The sequence below is a fragment of the Paenibacillus sp. B2(2019) genome (assembly GCF_008370385.1).
GTDB lineage: Bacteria > Bacillota > Bacilli > Paenibacillales > Paenibacillaceae > Paenibacillus_AQ.
The window spans coordinates 228645-243290 of the sequence record NZ_VTZR01000015.1; the positions used below are offsets into that span (position 1 = coordinate 228645).

At 43.6% G+C, this 14646-nt stretch carries 14 protein-coding genes; 12 read left to right on the plus strand and 2 right to left on the minus strand.

Going from position 1 to position 14646, the window contains the following annotated elements; translation table 11 throughout:
• The first annotated feature begins 43 nt into the window (after positions 1–43).
• From PAENI_RS14185 to cydC, 5 genes are all read left to right on the plus strand, one after another.
• Positions 44–895: a GNAT family N-acetyltransferase gene (locus PAENI_RS14185; protein ID WP_149645729.1), complete on the plus strand. Its 852-nt coding sequence runs from the start codon at positions 44–46 to the stop codon at positions 893–895.
• A 541-nt stretch (positions 896–1436) separates the two neighbouring features.
• Positions 1437–2801, plus strand: a complete 1365-nt coding sequence (locus PAENI_RS14190; protein ID WP_149645730.1) for a cytochrome ubiquinol oxidase subunit I — start codon at positions 1437–1439, stop codon at positions 2799–2801.
• Positions 2798–3814: a cytochrome d ubiquinol oxidase subunit II gene (locus PAENI_RS14195; protein ID WP_149645731.1), complete on the plus strand. Its 1017-nt coding sequence runs from the start codon at positions 2798–2800 to the stop codon at positions 3812–3814. Before PAENI_RS14190 ends, PAENI_RS14195 begins: the two co-directional genes overlap by 4 nt.
• 101 nt (positions 3815–3915) lie before the next feature.
• The gene (gene cydD, locus PAENI_RS14200) at positions 3916–5715 is read left to right on the plus strand and encodes a thiol reductant ABC exporter subunit CydD (RefSeq protein ID WP_410477469.1); all 1800 of its coding nucleotides are present in this window, start codon (positions 3916–3918) and stop codon (positions 5713–5715) included.
• Positions 5712–7439, plus strand: coding sequence for a thiol reductant ABC exporter subunit CydC (gene cydC, locus PAENI_RS14205; RefSeq protein WP_149645733.1), 1728 nt, complete (start codon positions 5712–5714; stop codon positions 7437–7439). The genes cydD and cydC overlap by 4 nt, the downstream gene beginning before the upstream one ends.
• A gap of 68 nt (positions 7440–7507) precedes the next feature.
• Here the strand turns inward: cydC and PAENI_RS14210 are convergent, their stop codons facing one another.
• Entirely contained in the window at positions 7508–8035 is a 528-nt protein-coding gene (locus PAENI_RS14210; protein WP_149645734.1) for a DUF1036 domain-containing protein, read from the minus strand.
• 324 nt (positions 8036–8359) lie between these two features.
• On the opposite strand from PAENI_RS14210, the gene PAENI_RS32215 reads away from it, so the two are divergent.
• The 3 genes from PAENI_RS32215 to PAENI_RS14220 all read left to right on the plus strand — a co-directional run bounded on the left by PAENI_RS32215 (position 8360) and on the right by PAENI_RS14220 (position 10093).
• Positions 8360–8593: a hypothetical protein gene (locus PAENI_RS32215; RefSeq protein WP_223178952.1), complete on the plus strand. Its 234-nt coding sequence runs from the start codon at positions 8360–8362 to the stop codon at positions 8591–8593.
• Entirely contained in the window at positions 8590–9183 is a 594-nt protein-coding gene (locus PAENI_RS14215; RefSeq protein WP_042188431.1) for an RNA polymerase sigma factor, read from the plus strand. Before PAENI_RS32215 ends, PAENI_RS14215 begins: the two co-directional genes overlap by 4 nt.
• A gap of 85 nt (positions 9184–9268) precedes the next feature.
• Positions 9269–10093, plus strand: a complete 825-nt coding sequence (locus PAENI_RS14220; protein ID WP_149645735.1) for a hypothetical protein — start codon at positions 9269–9271, stop codon at positions 10091–10093.
• A gap of 200 nt (positions 10094–10293) precedes the next feature.
• Here PAENI_RS14220 and PAENI_RS14225 read toward each other — a convergent pair whose 3' ends face one another.
• Positions 10294–11316, minus strand: a complete 1023-nt coding sequence (locus tag PAENI_RS14225; protein ID WP_149645736.1) for an MBL fold metallo-hydrolase — start codon at positions 11314–11316, stop codon at positions 10294–10296.
• Between the two features lie 166 nt (positions 11317–11482).
• On the opposite strand from PAENI_RS14225, the gene PAENI_RS14230 reads away from it, so the two are divergent.
• The 4 genes from PAENI_RS14230 (at position 11483) to PAENI_RS14245 (ending at position 14634) form a co-directional block, all read left to right on the plus strand.
• Positions 11483–12493 (plus strand): fumarylacetoacetate hydrolase family protein, encoded by a 1011-nt coding sequence (locus PAENI_RS14230; RefSeq protein WP_149645737.1) that lies wholly within the window; start codon positions 11483–11485, stop codon positions 12491–12493.
• Between the two features lie 92 nt (positions 12494–12585).
• Positions 12586–13167, plus strand: coding sequence for a TetR/AcrR family transcriptional regulator (locus PAENI_RS14235; RefSeq protein ID WP_149645738.1), 582 nt, complete (start codon positions 12586–12588; stop codon positions 13165–13167).
• 18 nt (positions 13168–13185) lie between these two features.
• A complete protein-coding gene (locus PAENI_RS14240; protein WP_262495607.1) occupies positions 13186–13335 on the plus strand; it encodes a hypothetical protein in 150 nt (49 codons plus the stop codon).
• A 351-nt stretch (positions 13336–13686) separates the two neighbouring features.
• Positions 13687–14634 carry an ABC transporter permease gene (locus PAENI_RS14245; RefSeq protein WP_076283686.1) on the plus strand — a complete coding sequence of 316 codons (948 nt, stop codon included), beginning with the start codon at positions 13687–13689 and terminating at the stop codon, positions 14632–14634.
• Positions 14635–14646: the final 12 nt, after the last annotated feature.

A 14646-nucleotide genomic window follows, 5' to 3' on the forward strand; every position in this document is an offset into this window, starting at 1 on the left:
TGATTAAGAACTTAGTACCAAAAGAAAAGGAGAAAAAAACTACATGTTGATCAAAAGTGTTAAGGATCTTGAATTACAAGAGTTTACAACTTGCTTTAACGAAGCCTTCTCCGACTATGTAATTCCATTTCATGTTTCTTCGGAGTATTTAGCTGATAAATTTGCAGGTGCGGGAGTTAATTATCAGATGTCGTTTGGTGCTTTTGATCAAGAGAAGCTGGTTGCATTTGTTATGCATGGCATCGGGGATCGTAACGGCGAAAGTACTGCATTTAATACTGGTACAGGAGTCGTTCCTTTATATAGAGGGAGACGGCTAGTCGAACAAATTTATCGTCATGCTCTTCCCATCCTTAAAGAAGCTCATATTCAAAAGTGTTTGCTTGAAGTGATTCAAACGAATGATAAAGCTATAAAAGCGTATACCGCCATAGGATTTCAAATTCATAGAGAATTAGTTTGTTTCAAGGGGCGTATTGATGTCACCCTTCCGGACGATCATAGACATACATTCATTACTATGGTTCGACCGGAAAAATTCGATTGGACATCGGTACATTCTTATTGGAATTTTGAACCTTCTTGGGAACAATCTGTTCATGCAATTTTACGAAACCCGCATTTATACGATGTGGTCACGATAAGGGAAGAGAATAAGATTTGTGGATACGCGGTAATAAAATCGGCCAACGGAGCAGTTCTACAGTTCGGTATTTTGCGAGAAAAAAGAAACCAGGGATTTGGGCGTTCCTTATTTCATTGGATGGGAGAGAGACATTCTATCATCACCGTCAATAATGTAGACAAAAGAGATACAAATTCTATACTTTTCCTTCAAAGTGTTGGTCTTGACGTATACATCGAGCAATATGAAATGGAGAAAGATTTGTCATGACGAAGATGACATTAGCTTTAATTCAAAAACACTGATGATTTGAGTCAGTGTTTTTTTGTTGCAAAAGGGGGTATATATTAGAGGTTAAAATGAGGAAATATCGTTTTTTTTTCTAACATCGAAGTAGGAGGAGACTTGTGTAATCATATATACGCTATTGATTCAATAGCTCTTTTGGGTTATTTTTGTGTTATTCACTGAGTTGTCAGAAAGATTTGACCCTTTCTTGAACGTTTAGGGATTAAGAGATATCTGTGATTGAATTACTTGCAATTTAAGATAAGATGATTTTAATCGTTAGGTCACGTTATTAATTTGACTGCTCAGTATCAGGTAAATCAGGCTCGCCAACTCATGCTTTGTGAATTTTTTCTCTTTTTACATAGCAAAGAACGAGGAACGTCATACTAAAACGAACAGGCAACGATGTCGCTGAGCCCTGCTAAGCCTGATATTGAATGCAGCCCAAGAATTAGCCGGCCTAATCACAAGCATCAAGTTATGACGAAAAATGAACAGCGTTTGAAGGGAGCAGTAAAGAATGGCAATTGATACGGTGCTATGGAGCAGGCTGGTGACAGGCTTGACTCTCGGGTTCCACGTTATTTTTGCGACGATTGGCGTCGGTATACCGCTAATGATCGCTATTGCAGAGTTCATCGGGATCCGCAAAAAGGATCCCCATTATACACTTATGGCAAAGAGATGGTCTCGGGGATTTGTCATTTCTGTAGCGGTTGGTGTCGTGACCGGTACAGCCATATCACTACAATTAGCCCTGGTATGGCCGAATTTTATGAAACTGGCTGGGAATGTTATTGCACTTCCGTTATTCATGGAAGTGTTCGCGTTCTTTTTTGAGGCCATCTTCCTGGGCATTTATTTGTATACGTGGGATCGGTTTAAAAATCCGTATATCCATTGGCTGTTGACGATTCCTATTGTCGCCGGGGCAGGCATGTCTGCCGTTTTTATTACGACGGTGAACGGATTCATGAACCAGCCTGGAGGCTTTGTCATGGAAGCGGGCCAATTCACAGCGATTGATCCGGTGCAAGCGATGTTGAATACGGCGACGTTCTCCAAGGTGTTCCATGTATTAAGCTCGGCCTATTTGACAGGAGCTGCCTTGTTAGCCGGGATTGCAGCCTTTGCGATGCTGAGAAAAGGAGTGTCCGCATACCACAAAAAATCCTTGAATCTCATGATGGCGGTCGTTTTGCTGTTCAGCTTGCTGAACACGTTAGCTGGTGATGTGTCCGCCAAGTTTTTGGCCGAGCATCAGCCAGAGAAGCTTGCAGCGGCAGAGTGGCATTTTGAGACGGGTAGCGGTGTGGACTTGGTTCTAATGGGATGGCTGAATGCAGAGCATGAAGTGATAGGGGCTCTTCATTTGCCGAAAGTGCTCAGCTTCCTGGCCTTTGGAGACTTTAATGCGGAGGTAACGGGGCTGGAGGAATTCCCCAAGGAAGAATGGCCACCGCTTCTTGTTCACTACCTGTTTGATTTAATGGCTGGAATCGGATTTGCTCTGCTCGCGATTTCGGTCCTGTACTTCCTGTTTGTGTTCTGGAAAAAACGCAATGTGCTTAACAAGTGGATGCTTGGCATCATCGCACTGATCGCACCGCTCGCGTTTCTAGCTGTAGAGCTGGGCTGGTTTTATGCAGAGGTTGGGCGACAGCCGTGGATTATCCGTGGATATATGCGTGTAGAGGAGGCTGCCACGACTTCACCGAATGTAAGAATTATATTCTTCGCCTTATTGCTCTTGTACATCGTACTCGGCAGTATGTGTGTAATCGTGCTAAGACGTTTGTTCAACAATAATCCGGCAGAAGCTGAGATGGAGAAATGGATGAAGGAACATCCTAATCAATCTGTGGAAAAGGGGGGCACTGAATGATGAGTTACGAAATAATTGGCATCTCGGTGCTCTGGCTGTTCTTGTACGGCTATTTAATTATAGCTTCCATTGATTTCGGAGCGGGATTCTTCGCCTTTTATGCACGTTTGACGAAGCAGGATCATCTCATTAATCGTCTGATTTCCCGTTATTTATCACCCGTTTGGGAGATCACAAATGTATTTTTTATCTTTTTCTATATTGGCATCGTCGGATTTTTTCCAGACACAGCCTATTATTATGGCTCCGCGCTGCTTGTCCCGGGAAGTATTGCAGTGGTTCTTCTTGCGATTCGCGGTTCGTTCTATGCTTTTGAAAATTACGGTTCCAAGAAAAACATAGTTTATCTTTTTTTGTACGGAGCTACAGGTCTGCTTATTCCGGCTTCGTTGTCAGTGGCGCTAACTTTGTCTGAAGGCGGCTTTATTGTGAAGCAGGCTGAGACGGTTTCTCTGGATTACTGGGCGCTGTTTACCAATCCGTTATCGTGGAGCATCGTTGGACTGGCAATCGTGTCCGTTTTGTTCATAAGCGGCTCATTTCTGACTTTTTACGCATCTCGTGCAGAGGATCATTCCGCGTTGAAGCTGATGCGGAACTACGCCCTGTTTTGGAGTACACCGACGATAATTCTCGCACTGACAGCATTTATCTATTTGGGTCAACACAATGAGCGGCATTTTCAAAATATGATGGATTTATGGTGGTTGCTGGCACTTTCCGTTGCTTTCTTCATGATCGCGATGTGGCTGATATATAACGGACGCCGTTACGGATTAGCTTTCATATGCATCATGCTGCAATTTTTCTGTGCCTTTTTCGCTTATGGGATTGGGCAATACCCTTATATTCTCGATCCGTATATCACGATTCAGAGCAGTGCAACTTCACCAGCAATGGGCTTAGCGTTAGTTGTTGTGTTTATCGGCGGTCTGTGCCTGTTGATCCCATCCCTTATTCTGGTCTTCAAGCTCTTCCTGTTTGATGCGGATTATGTAAAAGGGAAAAAATAAAGCTAATTGATCCATTACGGCGTGTTTGAGGTTTCTCTACAAGCCTATATATAAAGGAGGTGTGATCTGTGCCGAGGAAATCCAGTCTGATTTCTCAACAAATGTCTTCACAAAGAAAAAATATGCCCCTCCTCGCGATCCTTTCGCTCGGGCTAGGTACAGCTATTGTGAGTCAGGCTGGACTGCTTGCTGAAGCAGTCCAACGGATTTTTGTGGAGAGAGCTTCATTTTCATCGGTTATCATGTTGCTCGGCATTCTTCTGGCTGTTATGGCTGTACGCACATTGTTGTCATATGGGAACGGTAAAGTTGGCTTGCGCATGGCTGCCACTGCCAAGACAAATATGCGCGCAGCCGTGCTGCAAAACTTAACCCATGCTTCCATGCCTTCCACCCTTCGTGGACAGACGGGAGGCAAGGTCAGTATTGCTCTGGATGCTGTGGATGAGGCTGATAGTTATTTCAGTCAGTACATGCCGCGTATGATGGAAGCTGCTATCATCCCGATTCTGATTTTGGTCGTTACATTTATCCAACATGCCAACACAGGTTTCATTCTATTATTTACAGCTCCTTTCATCCCGCTGTTCATGATTTTGGTAGGGCTGAAAACGAAGAACAAATCCGAAGAAAAATATGCGCAGCTGGCCGAGTTTTCAGGTACGTTTCTGGATTCTCTTCAAGGGCTAGTGACGTTGAAAATATTTGGACGGGCACACCGTCAGCAACAGAAAATTGAACACAGTAGCCTGAGTTACCGTGATGCCACAATGGGCATTTTGAAGATTGCGTTTACGAATACCTTCATGTTGGAATCGATCGTGATGCTAAGCATTGGCATTGTCGCTCTTGAACTGGCCATCCAGTTGCTCGTTTTCAAATCTATGACGTTTCACACCGCCTTTCTCGTGTTGTTGCTCGTTCCCGAGTTTTACAACCTGTTAAAGAATACGGGAACGGCCTTTCACAGTGGCCGGACAAGTATGGGTGCGGTTCGTAAGGTGGAACAGATGCTTGAAGAACCGGCAGGGGAGAGTAGGGACGCGAATAGCATTGAAGGAGCATTAACAACCGTTGGAATCAACGAGATCGACAGCATGGATAGGGTCGAAAGGGGAAGCAAATTGGAAATTGGAAATTCCAATGATCTTTCAGTACCGCCATCCATGGAAATAGATCATCTTCAGTTTCAATATGCTCCAGATTCATTCAAGCTTGAGACGGGTCGGATCCAGTTTAATCCGGGAGAACATATTGCGATTGTAGGTAAAAGTGGTTCCGGTAAAACAACTTTGCTCCATCTCATTGCCGGTCTGCTGAAACCAGAATCGGGAACGCTTCTGGTAAATGGAAGTCCACTCTCGCAATACGATGAAACTGAATGGTTCGAACATGTTAGCTACATTACACAGCATCCGTATATTTTTGCAGGCACATTTTCTGAAAATATTGCGATTGGTGCTCGTGGGAGCATCTCCAGGGCAGAAATTGAGCGGGCGGGGGAGGAAGCAGGACTCACTGCGCTTACAGCCCAATTGGAGCATGGATTTGATACCTTTGTTGGTGAAGGAGGCAGGGGACTGTCTGGTGGGGAAAAGCAACGGCTTGCCTTAGCACGCGCTTTTTTGAAGCGTCCTGCTATCATTTTGTTTGATGAACCAACAGTTGGACTGGATTTGCACACCGAGCGGGTACTGCAACGCTCCATAGCCAAACTGGCAAAAACGGCTACGATGATTACGGTGGCTCACCGATTATATACGATTCAACAAGCCGACAAGATTTTGTTTATGGACAATGGCGTGTTGGTGGACTCCGGACAGCATGAAGAGCTTCTGGGGCGCCTGCCTCAATATGCCGAGATGATTGATGTAGAGCGGAAAGGGGGGATATCCTCATGAATGAACTGGCCGTTCTGTCAAAGGCGATGATTCAGGAGCGTAAGGATATCATTCTTTCGATTTTGGGTGGATTTATCGCCGGCATAGCCGGTGTGGCACTCTTTTCTGCGAGCGGGTATCTAATTTCGCAAACGGTATTTGCGCCGCCGCTTTATACTTTAATTGTACTCACCTCGATGGTCAAACTGCTTGGTCTGCTTCGGGCGGCGAGTCGTTATGGAGAACGCTTATATTCTCACCGGGCGACATTCTCCATGCTTAGCCGTGTACGTACATCCTTTTTTGCCAAGCTTATTCCTTTAACGCCTGGTATATTGAACAAAAATCGAAGCGGGGATCTGCTTGCGCGGATCGTTGGGGATGTGGAAAGTTTGCAAAATTATTTTTTGCGAGTCGCTTATCCTCCGATCATGGTCGTCATGGTGTTTTTGGCTACGGTGCTGTTTACTTCTACCTATTCGATCTGGATTGCCGTTTTGTTTGTATTAGGTATGCTGATAACGGCATTCGTTGTACCGGGAATTGTGTTACTCGGGCAGCGGAGAATACATGGACGCGTTCGTGAGCAGAGGGCGCAGCTGTCCACGGAAGTTACCGAAGTGTTGTACGGTTTCCGGGATTTGAAAGTATACGGTCAATTGGCACAGCGGGAGGAGCAGCTTCAGCACGCTTCCGCTGTATTGGCAACTGAACAGCAACGAGCAGCCGGGCACTTGTTGCGCGGGCAATCGATGCACACTTTTGTTACGTTTCTCGTTTCCTGGGGAGTGCTGACGCTCGGCGCCTATTTAATTATGGAAGGAGCGCTTGCAGGCGTATTTCTTGCCATGTTGGTCATGGCATCACAAACCGTATTTGAAGAAGCGACGGCTATGGCCACATTACCAGCGTATAAAGAGGATAGCGAACACGCAGCCAAACGACTGACGGAAACAGTTCAGACCTTTGATGAGCAGTCCTCGCAGCCAAGTGGCACATTGTCTGTTGATCATGCTGTTACGATGGAACTATCCGATGTTACGTTTCAATATGATGGGGAGTGGAGACCGGCGCTCAGGGATGTGTCCCTGCACATTTTACCTGGCTCCAAAACGGCGATTGTCGGGCCGAGTGGGTCAGGAAAATCAACGATTATCGAATTGCTGCTCAAACTGCGAACACCAACGGCTGGAGATATACGATTAAACGGCATTTCGGTGAAGGAACTGGATGAGACGAGCATTTGGCAAACGGCTAATGTAGTGTTTCAACAAAGTCATTTTTTCCGGGGAACGATCAGGGACAACCTGCTGCTGAATGGAGAAGAATATACTGACGAACAATTGTTGGATGTACTAGCTAAAATGCAGCTGCCCGATACATCGTTGACCGATATGGTGTATGAAAAAGGGGAGAATCTGTCAGACGGCGAGAAGCAGCGGCTGGCTCTAGCGCGAGTGATGCTCCGCAAAGGACGGGTATGGCTTCTGGACGAACCCACTTCATCGCTGGATTATGTGACAGAGCATCACGTTTTGAAGCATCTCTACGCACAGGCGGCTAATGATACGCTTCTCCTGATTTGTCATCGGCTAACCGGATTGGAAGAGATGGACCAGATTGTGGTCATGGACCAAGGCAGGGTAGTCGAAACGGGGTCCTATTCGGAGTTGATGGGGCAAAAAGGCTATTTTTATGAGATGAAACAAATCGAACAGCAAATGATCGGAGAAGTTGGAGTGTGATGATTTGAAAAGTAGAAACAGTCTTGGACTGAATAGGAATGTCCAAGACTGTTTCTGCATTTTTTCGCTTAACGTTTCGAGATAGATTTTCTGCCAGCAGCAGGCCGTACAACTCGAAGACCTTTAATAGGAGAGGTACTCCGGCCAACATTCTTCTTTTTACCAGGAACTGCCGTGTTGACATTTAAAAACTTAGATTGACTTTGAATATTACTAGATACAATATTAACTGTATAATTTCTAAAGTTACCAATCCTGATTTTTCTCAAACCTAGCCTTCTACAAAGCGGAGCATCACAGTAACCTGCGCCACCACAAAGTTTGAAAGCATTTTGCGGTAGAGTAAGATAGTTAACACCTGACCATACAAGACTCCTATCTGTAGATTCAGCATAGTAATATATCTCTCGATTGTTGACTGCCCCGCTCAATACCTCTACCGTTTGACCTGGATTTATTGTGTACCAACCTACCGCTTCATACCAGCTGGGCCAAGGTATCAAGGGGATAGAGCCCTGATTACAGCTTGCTGAGGAGTAATATGCGAAGGCAACATATACGGTTAAACTCGTATTGTTACGAAAACTAAGTCCCATTGCATTCAGCTCCTTTCTTGTTAATAGAATAAAGTATGCAGTTTAATAGAAGAAGGAAATGGACATCAAGAATACAATTTCGAATCGATTGGGCTGCTCATGAGTAAACTGACGATCTGGATTTATGAAGTTCTAGCACTACTTATTACAGTTTTATTTCACCAATCGTACCTGGATGAATATCTAAAATAAAAGACTGATTAATTCTCTTGCGGTGTCCAGAAAGCCATTTTATGGCTGTTTAGGGCACCTTTCGTTTTTTTATATAAGATTTAGGTAAACACCAAAATTCGTTTTTTCTTTGAATCTACTACAGAAAATGTGATGATACATAGTCATGATATTCCTAAGGTTAATGAAGAAGATGAACGCATTTATGCTGTGCAGGGGGTCGCAGGCTTTGTCTATGATGCGGCTATAACTGACTATGAATTTTCACATACAACAAAAGAAAAAATATTTAAAGTAAGTAACTATGGCTTAATCCATGAACAATTGCTGTCACATTTTGGGTCGAGCTCTTCGTTGTATAGAGTGAAAGGGGGGGAGACAGCTTGAATGATACGGAGTTAAGTCAGATCATTGCAGATGTGTTGGATGGGGACACAGAAAAATTCGAAAAAATCATGGAGGTTTATCAAAAACCGATTTTTCTCTACTGTTATCATATGCTGGGTAATTATGCCGAAGCCGAGGATAACGCACAGGAAGTATTTTTGAAGACATTCCGCACCTTGAAGAAATATACCCAATATCAAATAGATTTTGGCGCCTGGGTATACAAGATTGCCTACCATCAATGTATCGACATCATCCGTAAGCGAAAGTTGGTGAAATATTTGCCTTTCTTTTACCAGGATGAGAAAGAAAATAATGAAGTCGACTTGCATATTGAAGCCAACTATTTTGATGAATCCGTACATCAAGCCATGGCAAAATTATCAGCGGAAGAGCGTAATTTGTTAATCTTACGTTGTGTCGAGGATAAAAGCTACCAGGAGATCGGATTGATTCTCGGCAAAAACAGTGCCAGCCTTCGTAAAAAATACGAACGTGCATCTGCAAAATTTCGAAAGTATTATGCTCAAGTGAAGGGAGTGGGAGTGTATGAATATGGACAGGGATCGGGATTTGAAAAAACTGTTTGATGACCCGCGCATTCCCGACGCCGACTTGACAGGAAAAGTAATGAGAATATTACATGCTAAGCCAAAAGAAAAGGAGAGGTTTTTTATGAAATATAAAGTTGTTCTGACTGCGTGTATAGGGATGATGTTAATGGCCTCCACAGGTTATGCGGCAGTTCAATATCATTCTTTGACGAATAAGGATGGCGAAGTCGTATATGATACTAAATCGACGAAAGATTACGGAAAAACAGAATCGAAAGATGAGATAGAGCGTTACAAGGCATTTTATGAACTTAAGGATAAGGTGCTAAAGAACGGGGAAGCTGGGCTGTTCTATATGGTTGCCAATAATCCGAATCATGAAACAATTCTTGGAACGAAGGTGACTATCTTCCAAGATCTTTCTCAATTGAGAGATAAGATTACGGATAAATCCATTAAGGTCGCAGACAAAGTCAATGGAAATTATACATTCCAAAAGGCGGACGTAATCTTTAAAAATGCTCAGGAAGTGAATCCTCCTTCTTCGGAAGAAAAAAAGAAAATGGCAGAAAAGCTGAGAAAGCAGGCGGAAGAATCCAATCAGGGATATGCCATGATGCCGGTTGAAATGACAGATCAGTTTTTCCTTCTCTTTGCTACGTATCAAAATGGCGAAGATAAAATCGGGGTTAATATCACTAATCTGAGTGGAAAGAGCGATCCTACAATGTATATTGACGAGAAGGTTGAATTTAAGCAGGAGAAGGTTCAAGTGAAGGGAGTAGAAATGCTGCATACAGAATTTGCTCCTTCGCAGACGCACGAGCTGAAATGGGTATACGAGAGCCCTGACAAAAAGGTGAAATACGCCTATACTTTACGTGGAGACATAAATAAAGTAAGCAAAGAAACCCTAATGAAACTTGCCGAAAGCTATTTGGAATAATAATTCTAAAACAACGGAACTCTTCTCCAATCCAATTGGGTGAGAGTCCCCTCTAGTAAGTCATAAGTCCTTCTCCATTTTTTTTCATAATCGTTTCAAAGCACCGATTATAATTCCGTTGAACAATTCAAAAAAACGGCCGCTGTTCGCATCGTTTGCGACAGGGCCGTTTTTTGTATTTCGTAGGCTGCTTCAAATTGCTATTCTTGCCAAACACTCATAGGGTCCCATGGCTTGATTTGATTACCATATTTTCCGGCCAAAAAAACTTTCATGTCTTCCAGCTTAGCAGGCACCTCGTTCCAAATTGGAAGGGGTGGTAACCCTCGTTTGCTTTTCAATAGGATGTCCACTGTAACATACAAACGTTCTGGCTGAATCCAATGAAGGAAGCGGGAAATATCAATTTGCTTGGTCAGGGACAAGGCATCAATTTCGTCATTGTAATGCTTGTTGAACTCGCTGATCAGGTTCAGGAGGTAGTCTCTCTGCTCCTTCACGAAGTCCAGGCCGCAGATGGCGCCATGTCCTGGAATAACGATTTCGGGTTTAATTTCATCAATAATGCGGTCAAGCACTTTAACCCAATTGAGGGTTCCCTCTTCGCTGTATGCCGTACACCCGTTAAACACGACATCGCCGGCGAACAGCACTTTTTCTTTTGGCATCCACAGCAGCAAGTCACTGTCAGAGTGGGCCGGAGCAACGTTGTAAATCATTACTTCCGTATCGCCAAGACGGATGTTGATATCGTCCTTTATCTCAATATTCGGGAGCAACCATTCTACGCCTTCCAGGTCGAATCCTTCAAATTCCGCTGCAAAAAACCGCTCGCCCGAAGTAGATTCCGGAGAATCCTTTCCTCTTCTGATGACGCTGTCCATCCAGGCGATATTTTCGGTGAGACGCTCTCTGGAGGCTTCCTTGTGCATAATAATGCAAGCATCTTCAAACACTTTGTTTCCCCAGGCATGGTCGCTGTTATAGTGCGAGTTCACCACATATGCGGGAGAGCCGCCGTTGCTTACTTCCATAAAAGCCTCCCTCATTTCCCGCGCATGGAACAAATCGAAGAACGTGTCATACACCAGCCCTTCACCCTTGTTGATGAACCCGGCATTGGCCCAACTGATCCCGCGATACGGCGAAATACCGGCAAAAACGCCATCTGCAACTTCAATAAATTTAACGCGAGGTTTTTGGATAATACGTCCATACTTCATGAAAATTCTCCTTTTTCGTATATGTTTTTGGGGTAAGGCATACTGACTATGGCTTTATTATAGAGAACGGAAAACAGAAATGCAAGCATGTACTTGCATGCATTTATACTGTACGATATGATAGTAACAGAACAACATCACACTACATGGATGGAGGCGCTGCAACATGAAGCTAGTAACCTTTCAAACCAAAATATCCCAGGAACCTTTGTTTGGGCTTGTAATTAACGAGAAATTTGTCGTGTCTTTTGCCGCAATCATGAAAAAGCAGGGAACATTCGTTGACAGTCTTGAAAGTATGGACAGCTATCTTCATTATTTACCGGCAAGTTATGATGCCGCTAAGGAATTGATGCAATATGCTGTCGAACAGTCGCATCAATTTAATGAAAATGAAATCTGCCCGATTGTAGCGGTAAAACTGCTGCCGCCAGTTCCAAATCCGGCTGCGCTTATCGATTTCGGGCTGACACCAAGACATCTGAGAAATGCTGGCGTAAATCTGCTGCAAAGAGAATATACAGGGCCGGAAAGAGAAGAGCTTACACGTAAAATTGCCGAAAAATTCCAGCAAGATCTGAATAAAGTAACTTTCAGTTATTATAAGTGTAACCATAATGCATTAATTGGCGATGGGGATACGATTCATTGGCCTTCGTACTCTTCCTACCTGGATATCGAGCCGGAGCTGGCCTTTGTTACAGGGAAGGGGAACTGCATTGCAGGTTATGTTATTTTTAACGACAGTACTGTCCGCGATGTGCAGTGGCCGGATTTCCAGGCGATGACCGGACCGACGCGCTGCAAAGATTTTGATCGCAGCAAAGGAATAGGACCATTTCTGGTAACGCCGGATGAAATCGACAACCCGCTGGCATTGGATGTGAATGTATGCATCGGGGAGAGACTGCACTGGAAGGGGAGCACATCCGAGTATTCTGCACACCCTGCAAAAGTGATGGAGGAGATTCTCAAAGTTTTCACGCCGCTCCCGGGCACGATTATAGGAATGGGGACGATACCGGATTGCTGCGCAATCGAGACCGAACAATGGCTGTTGCCCTCTGACCGAATCCAGATTACATTTGATAAATTAGGCACGCTCACGCAATTGGTCCCTGATCATGTCAAGATTACGGAACCAAGCCGCTGGGAAAAAAGAAGCGATTCGTTTTAAATAAACGTTTATGAAAATGATGAACCCCGACCCTGCTGCATATGCAAAACTTGTAGTAGAATAGGTTTAACATATGCAAAAGGAGAAATGCAATGCAAACTTCAGACAGAATCATTGAAGCCGCGACACAGCTCATCAAAAAGAAGGGCTATCGGGGAGTAAGCACCAAAGCCATTGCAACGGAAGCTAAAGTCAATGAATCTACGATTTTTCGGCAATTTGGAAGCAAACAAGGCATATTGGAAGCCATCATTGAAAGACATTCGGATATCCCGCAATTTGAGAAGCTGTTAAAAGAGGACGCGACCGATAATCCGGAAGTTGATCTGCTGAATGTAAGCCAGCAGTACCGTTTGTTTTTCCATAAAAATGCGGACATCATTTTGATTGGCATCCGCGACAAAGGAATGCTTCCCGAATTAGACAGAGTGCTAGCCGATCCGCCAGCGAAGCTTCACTCCTTGCTGGTTGAATATTTTCAACGCTTGCAGAATAAAAAAGTTATAGCCAGACAGGATGAGCGTCTTGTCGCAATGTCTTTTCTCTCGATGTGCTACGGATTTCAGATGAGCGAGCTGATTCACCGGCAATATCAATCCCAACTCGTCACCGAGGAAGAGTTCTACAAGCACAGTGTCTCATTGTTTGTTAAAGGAATTTTGGCTCAGTCATAAGCACTATTGATTTATTTAATGAGAAGTCTAAACTTACGAGAACGGGCTGAGTCTGGAAACTCGGTGTTACAATCCATTCATCTAATGGAAGACCATACAGCGACGGTTGATGATGTGGTAATTATTAAGCATGGAACAATCGTTGCAGATGGAACATTGGAGAAGTAAAAGGTAACCCTTCCACGCTGGAGGATGCCTTTTTTGCTCATGAATGTAGTTTTTAGTAATGGAAAATAAAATACGTGGATGCATTATATAAAAAACATGACTCATTAAATTAAGCCCAATTTTTTCTAGGGCTTTTTTTGTTTGGGACCTCGGGATTGTATTTGGTCTATACTCAAACTTTCGAGTCAGAGTTATTGTACGAGCTTTAAATCAAGACAATCATGCCTATTGGATTGGATTTTTCCAAAGCCCCACTTACTTAAAATCTTATAAGAAATTCTTGAAATCACAGAAATTTATTCGGGTAGTGGGATGCTATTATACAAATATAAATAAAGACGAGGTGATGATATGCAAGCAAAATTGGCAGCGGACGCCATTCCCCTCACCAAAAAGCGAAATTCATGGATAAGAACGATAAAAAAGTATAAAGTGATGTACGCTCTCTTGTTCCCGGCATTACTTTACTTTGCCGTATTCAAATACATTCCTATGGCGGGAATCATTATTGCTTTTAAAAACTATAACCTAGCATTGGGACTATGGGATAGTCCATGGGTGGGATTTAGAAATTTTACAGATTTTATGAACGGCGTTTATTTCTGGGACATCATGAGAAATACGATAATCATATCGCTGTATAAGCTATTGTTCGGTTTCTCAGCTCCTATCATACTTGCTTTGCTGCTCAATGAAGTCTATACCCAATGGTTTAAGAAAATCGTACAAACGATCACTTATTTACCCCACTTTCTATCATGGGTCATTGTTTATGGAATGATGGTGGCATTATTAGCCCCAGGGGATGGTCTTTTTAACATGATTTTGAAGGAAGCTGGAGTTGAACCCATCTCATTCCTAACGGAACCTGCCTGGGGCAGACTGCTGATCATCTTATCTGAAATATGGAAGGATATTGGATGGGGAGCGATATTGTACCTTGCAGCATTAGCAGGAATCGATCCAAGCTTATATGAAGCGGCTAGAATTGATGGCGCTTCCAAATGGAGACAGCTATGGCATGTAACACTTCCCGGCATTCGAGGCGTGATGATTCTGATGCTGATCCTTAAATTAAGCCATATTCTGGATGCTGGTTTTGACCAAATATTCATGTTTGCCAACAGCTTTAATCAGGAGAAGATCGACATTATCGACACATGGGTATACCGTGAAGGGCTCGAGCGACTTAAGATTGGCTTGGCTACTGCTGTGGGATTGTTTAAAGCGGTCATCGGATTTGTTTTAGTGTTGGCAGCGAATAAGCTCGCCAAAAAATTCGATGGGCAAATTTGGTGAGGTGGTTATCAA

What these genes read in the sequence shown, in the direction of transcription:
- PAENI_RS14220 (WP_149645735.1), top strand. Translation starts at nt 9,269, where the DNA reads ATGAAATATAAAGTTGTTCTGACTGCGTGTATAGGGATGATGTTAATG.
- PAENI_RS14230 (WP_149645737.1), top strand. Translation starts at nt 11,483, where the DNA reads ATGAAGCTAGTAACCTTTCAAACCAAAATATCCCAGGAACCTTTGTTT.
- PAENI_RS14185 (WP_149645729.1), top strand. Translation starts at nt 44, where the DNA reads ATGTTGATCAAAAGTGTTAAGGATCTTGAATTACAAGAGTTTACAACT.
- PAENI_RS32215 (WP_223178952.1), top strand. Translation starts at nt 8,360, where the DNA reads ATGATACATAGTCATGATATTCCTAAGGTTAATGAAGAAGATGAACGC.
- PAENI_RS14195 (WP_149645731.1), top strand. Translation starts at nt 2,798, where the DNA reads ATGATGAGTTACGAAATAATTGGCATCTCGGTGCTCTGGCTGTTCTTG.
- PAENI_RS14190 (WP_149645730.1), top strand. Translation starts at nt 1,437, where the DNA reads ATGGCAATTGATACGGTGCTATGGAGCAGGCTGGTGACAGGCTTGACT.
- cydD (WP_410477469.1), top strand. Translation starts at nt 3,916, where the DNA reads ATGTCTTCACAAAGAAAAAATATGCCCCTCCTCGCGATCCTTTCGCTC.
- PAENI_RS14245 (WP_076283686.1), top strand. Translation starts at nt 13,687, where the DNA reads ATGCAAGCAAAATTGGCAGCGGACGCCATTCCCCTCACCAAAAAGCGA.
- cydC (WP_149645733.1), top strand. Translation starts at nt 5,712, where the DNA reads ATGAATGAACTGGCCGTTCTGTCAAAGGCGATGATTCAGGAGCGTAAG.
- PAENI_RS14210 (WP_149645734.1), bottom strand. Translation starts at nt 8,035, where the DNA reads ATGGGACTTAGTTTTCGTAACAATACGAGTTTAACCGTATATGTTGCC.
- PAENI_RS14225 (WP_149645736.1), bottom strand. Translation starts at nt 11,316, where the DNA reads ATGAAGTATGGACGTATTATCCAAAAACCTCGCGTTAAATTTATTGAA.
- PAENI_RS14240 (WP_262495607.1), top strand. Translation starts at nt 13,186, where the DNA reads ATGAGAAGTCTAAACTTACGAGAACGGGCTGAGTCTGGAAACTCGGTG.
- PAENI_RS14235 (WP_149645738.1), top strand. Translation starts at nt 12,586, where the DNA reads ATGCAAACTTCAGACAGAATCATTGAAGCCGCGACACAGCTCATCAAA.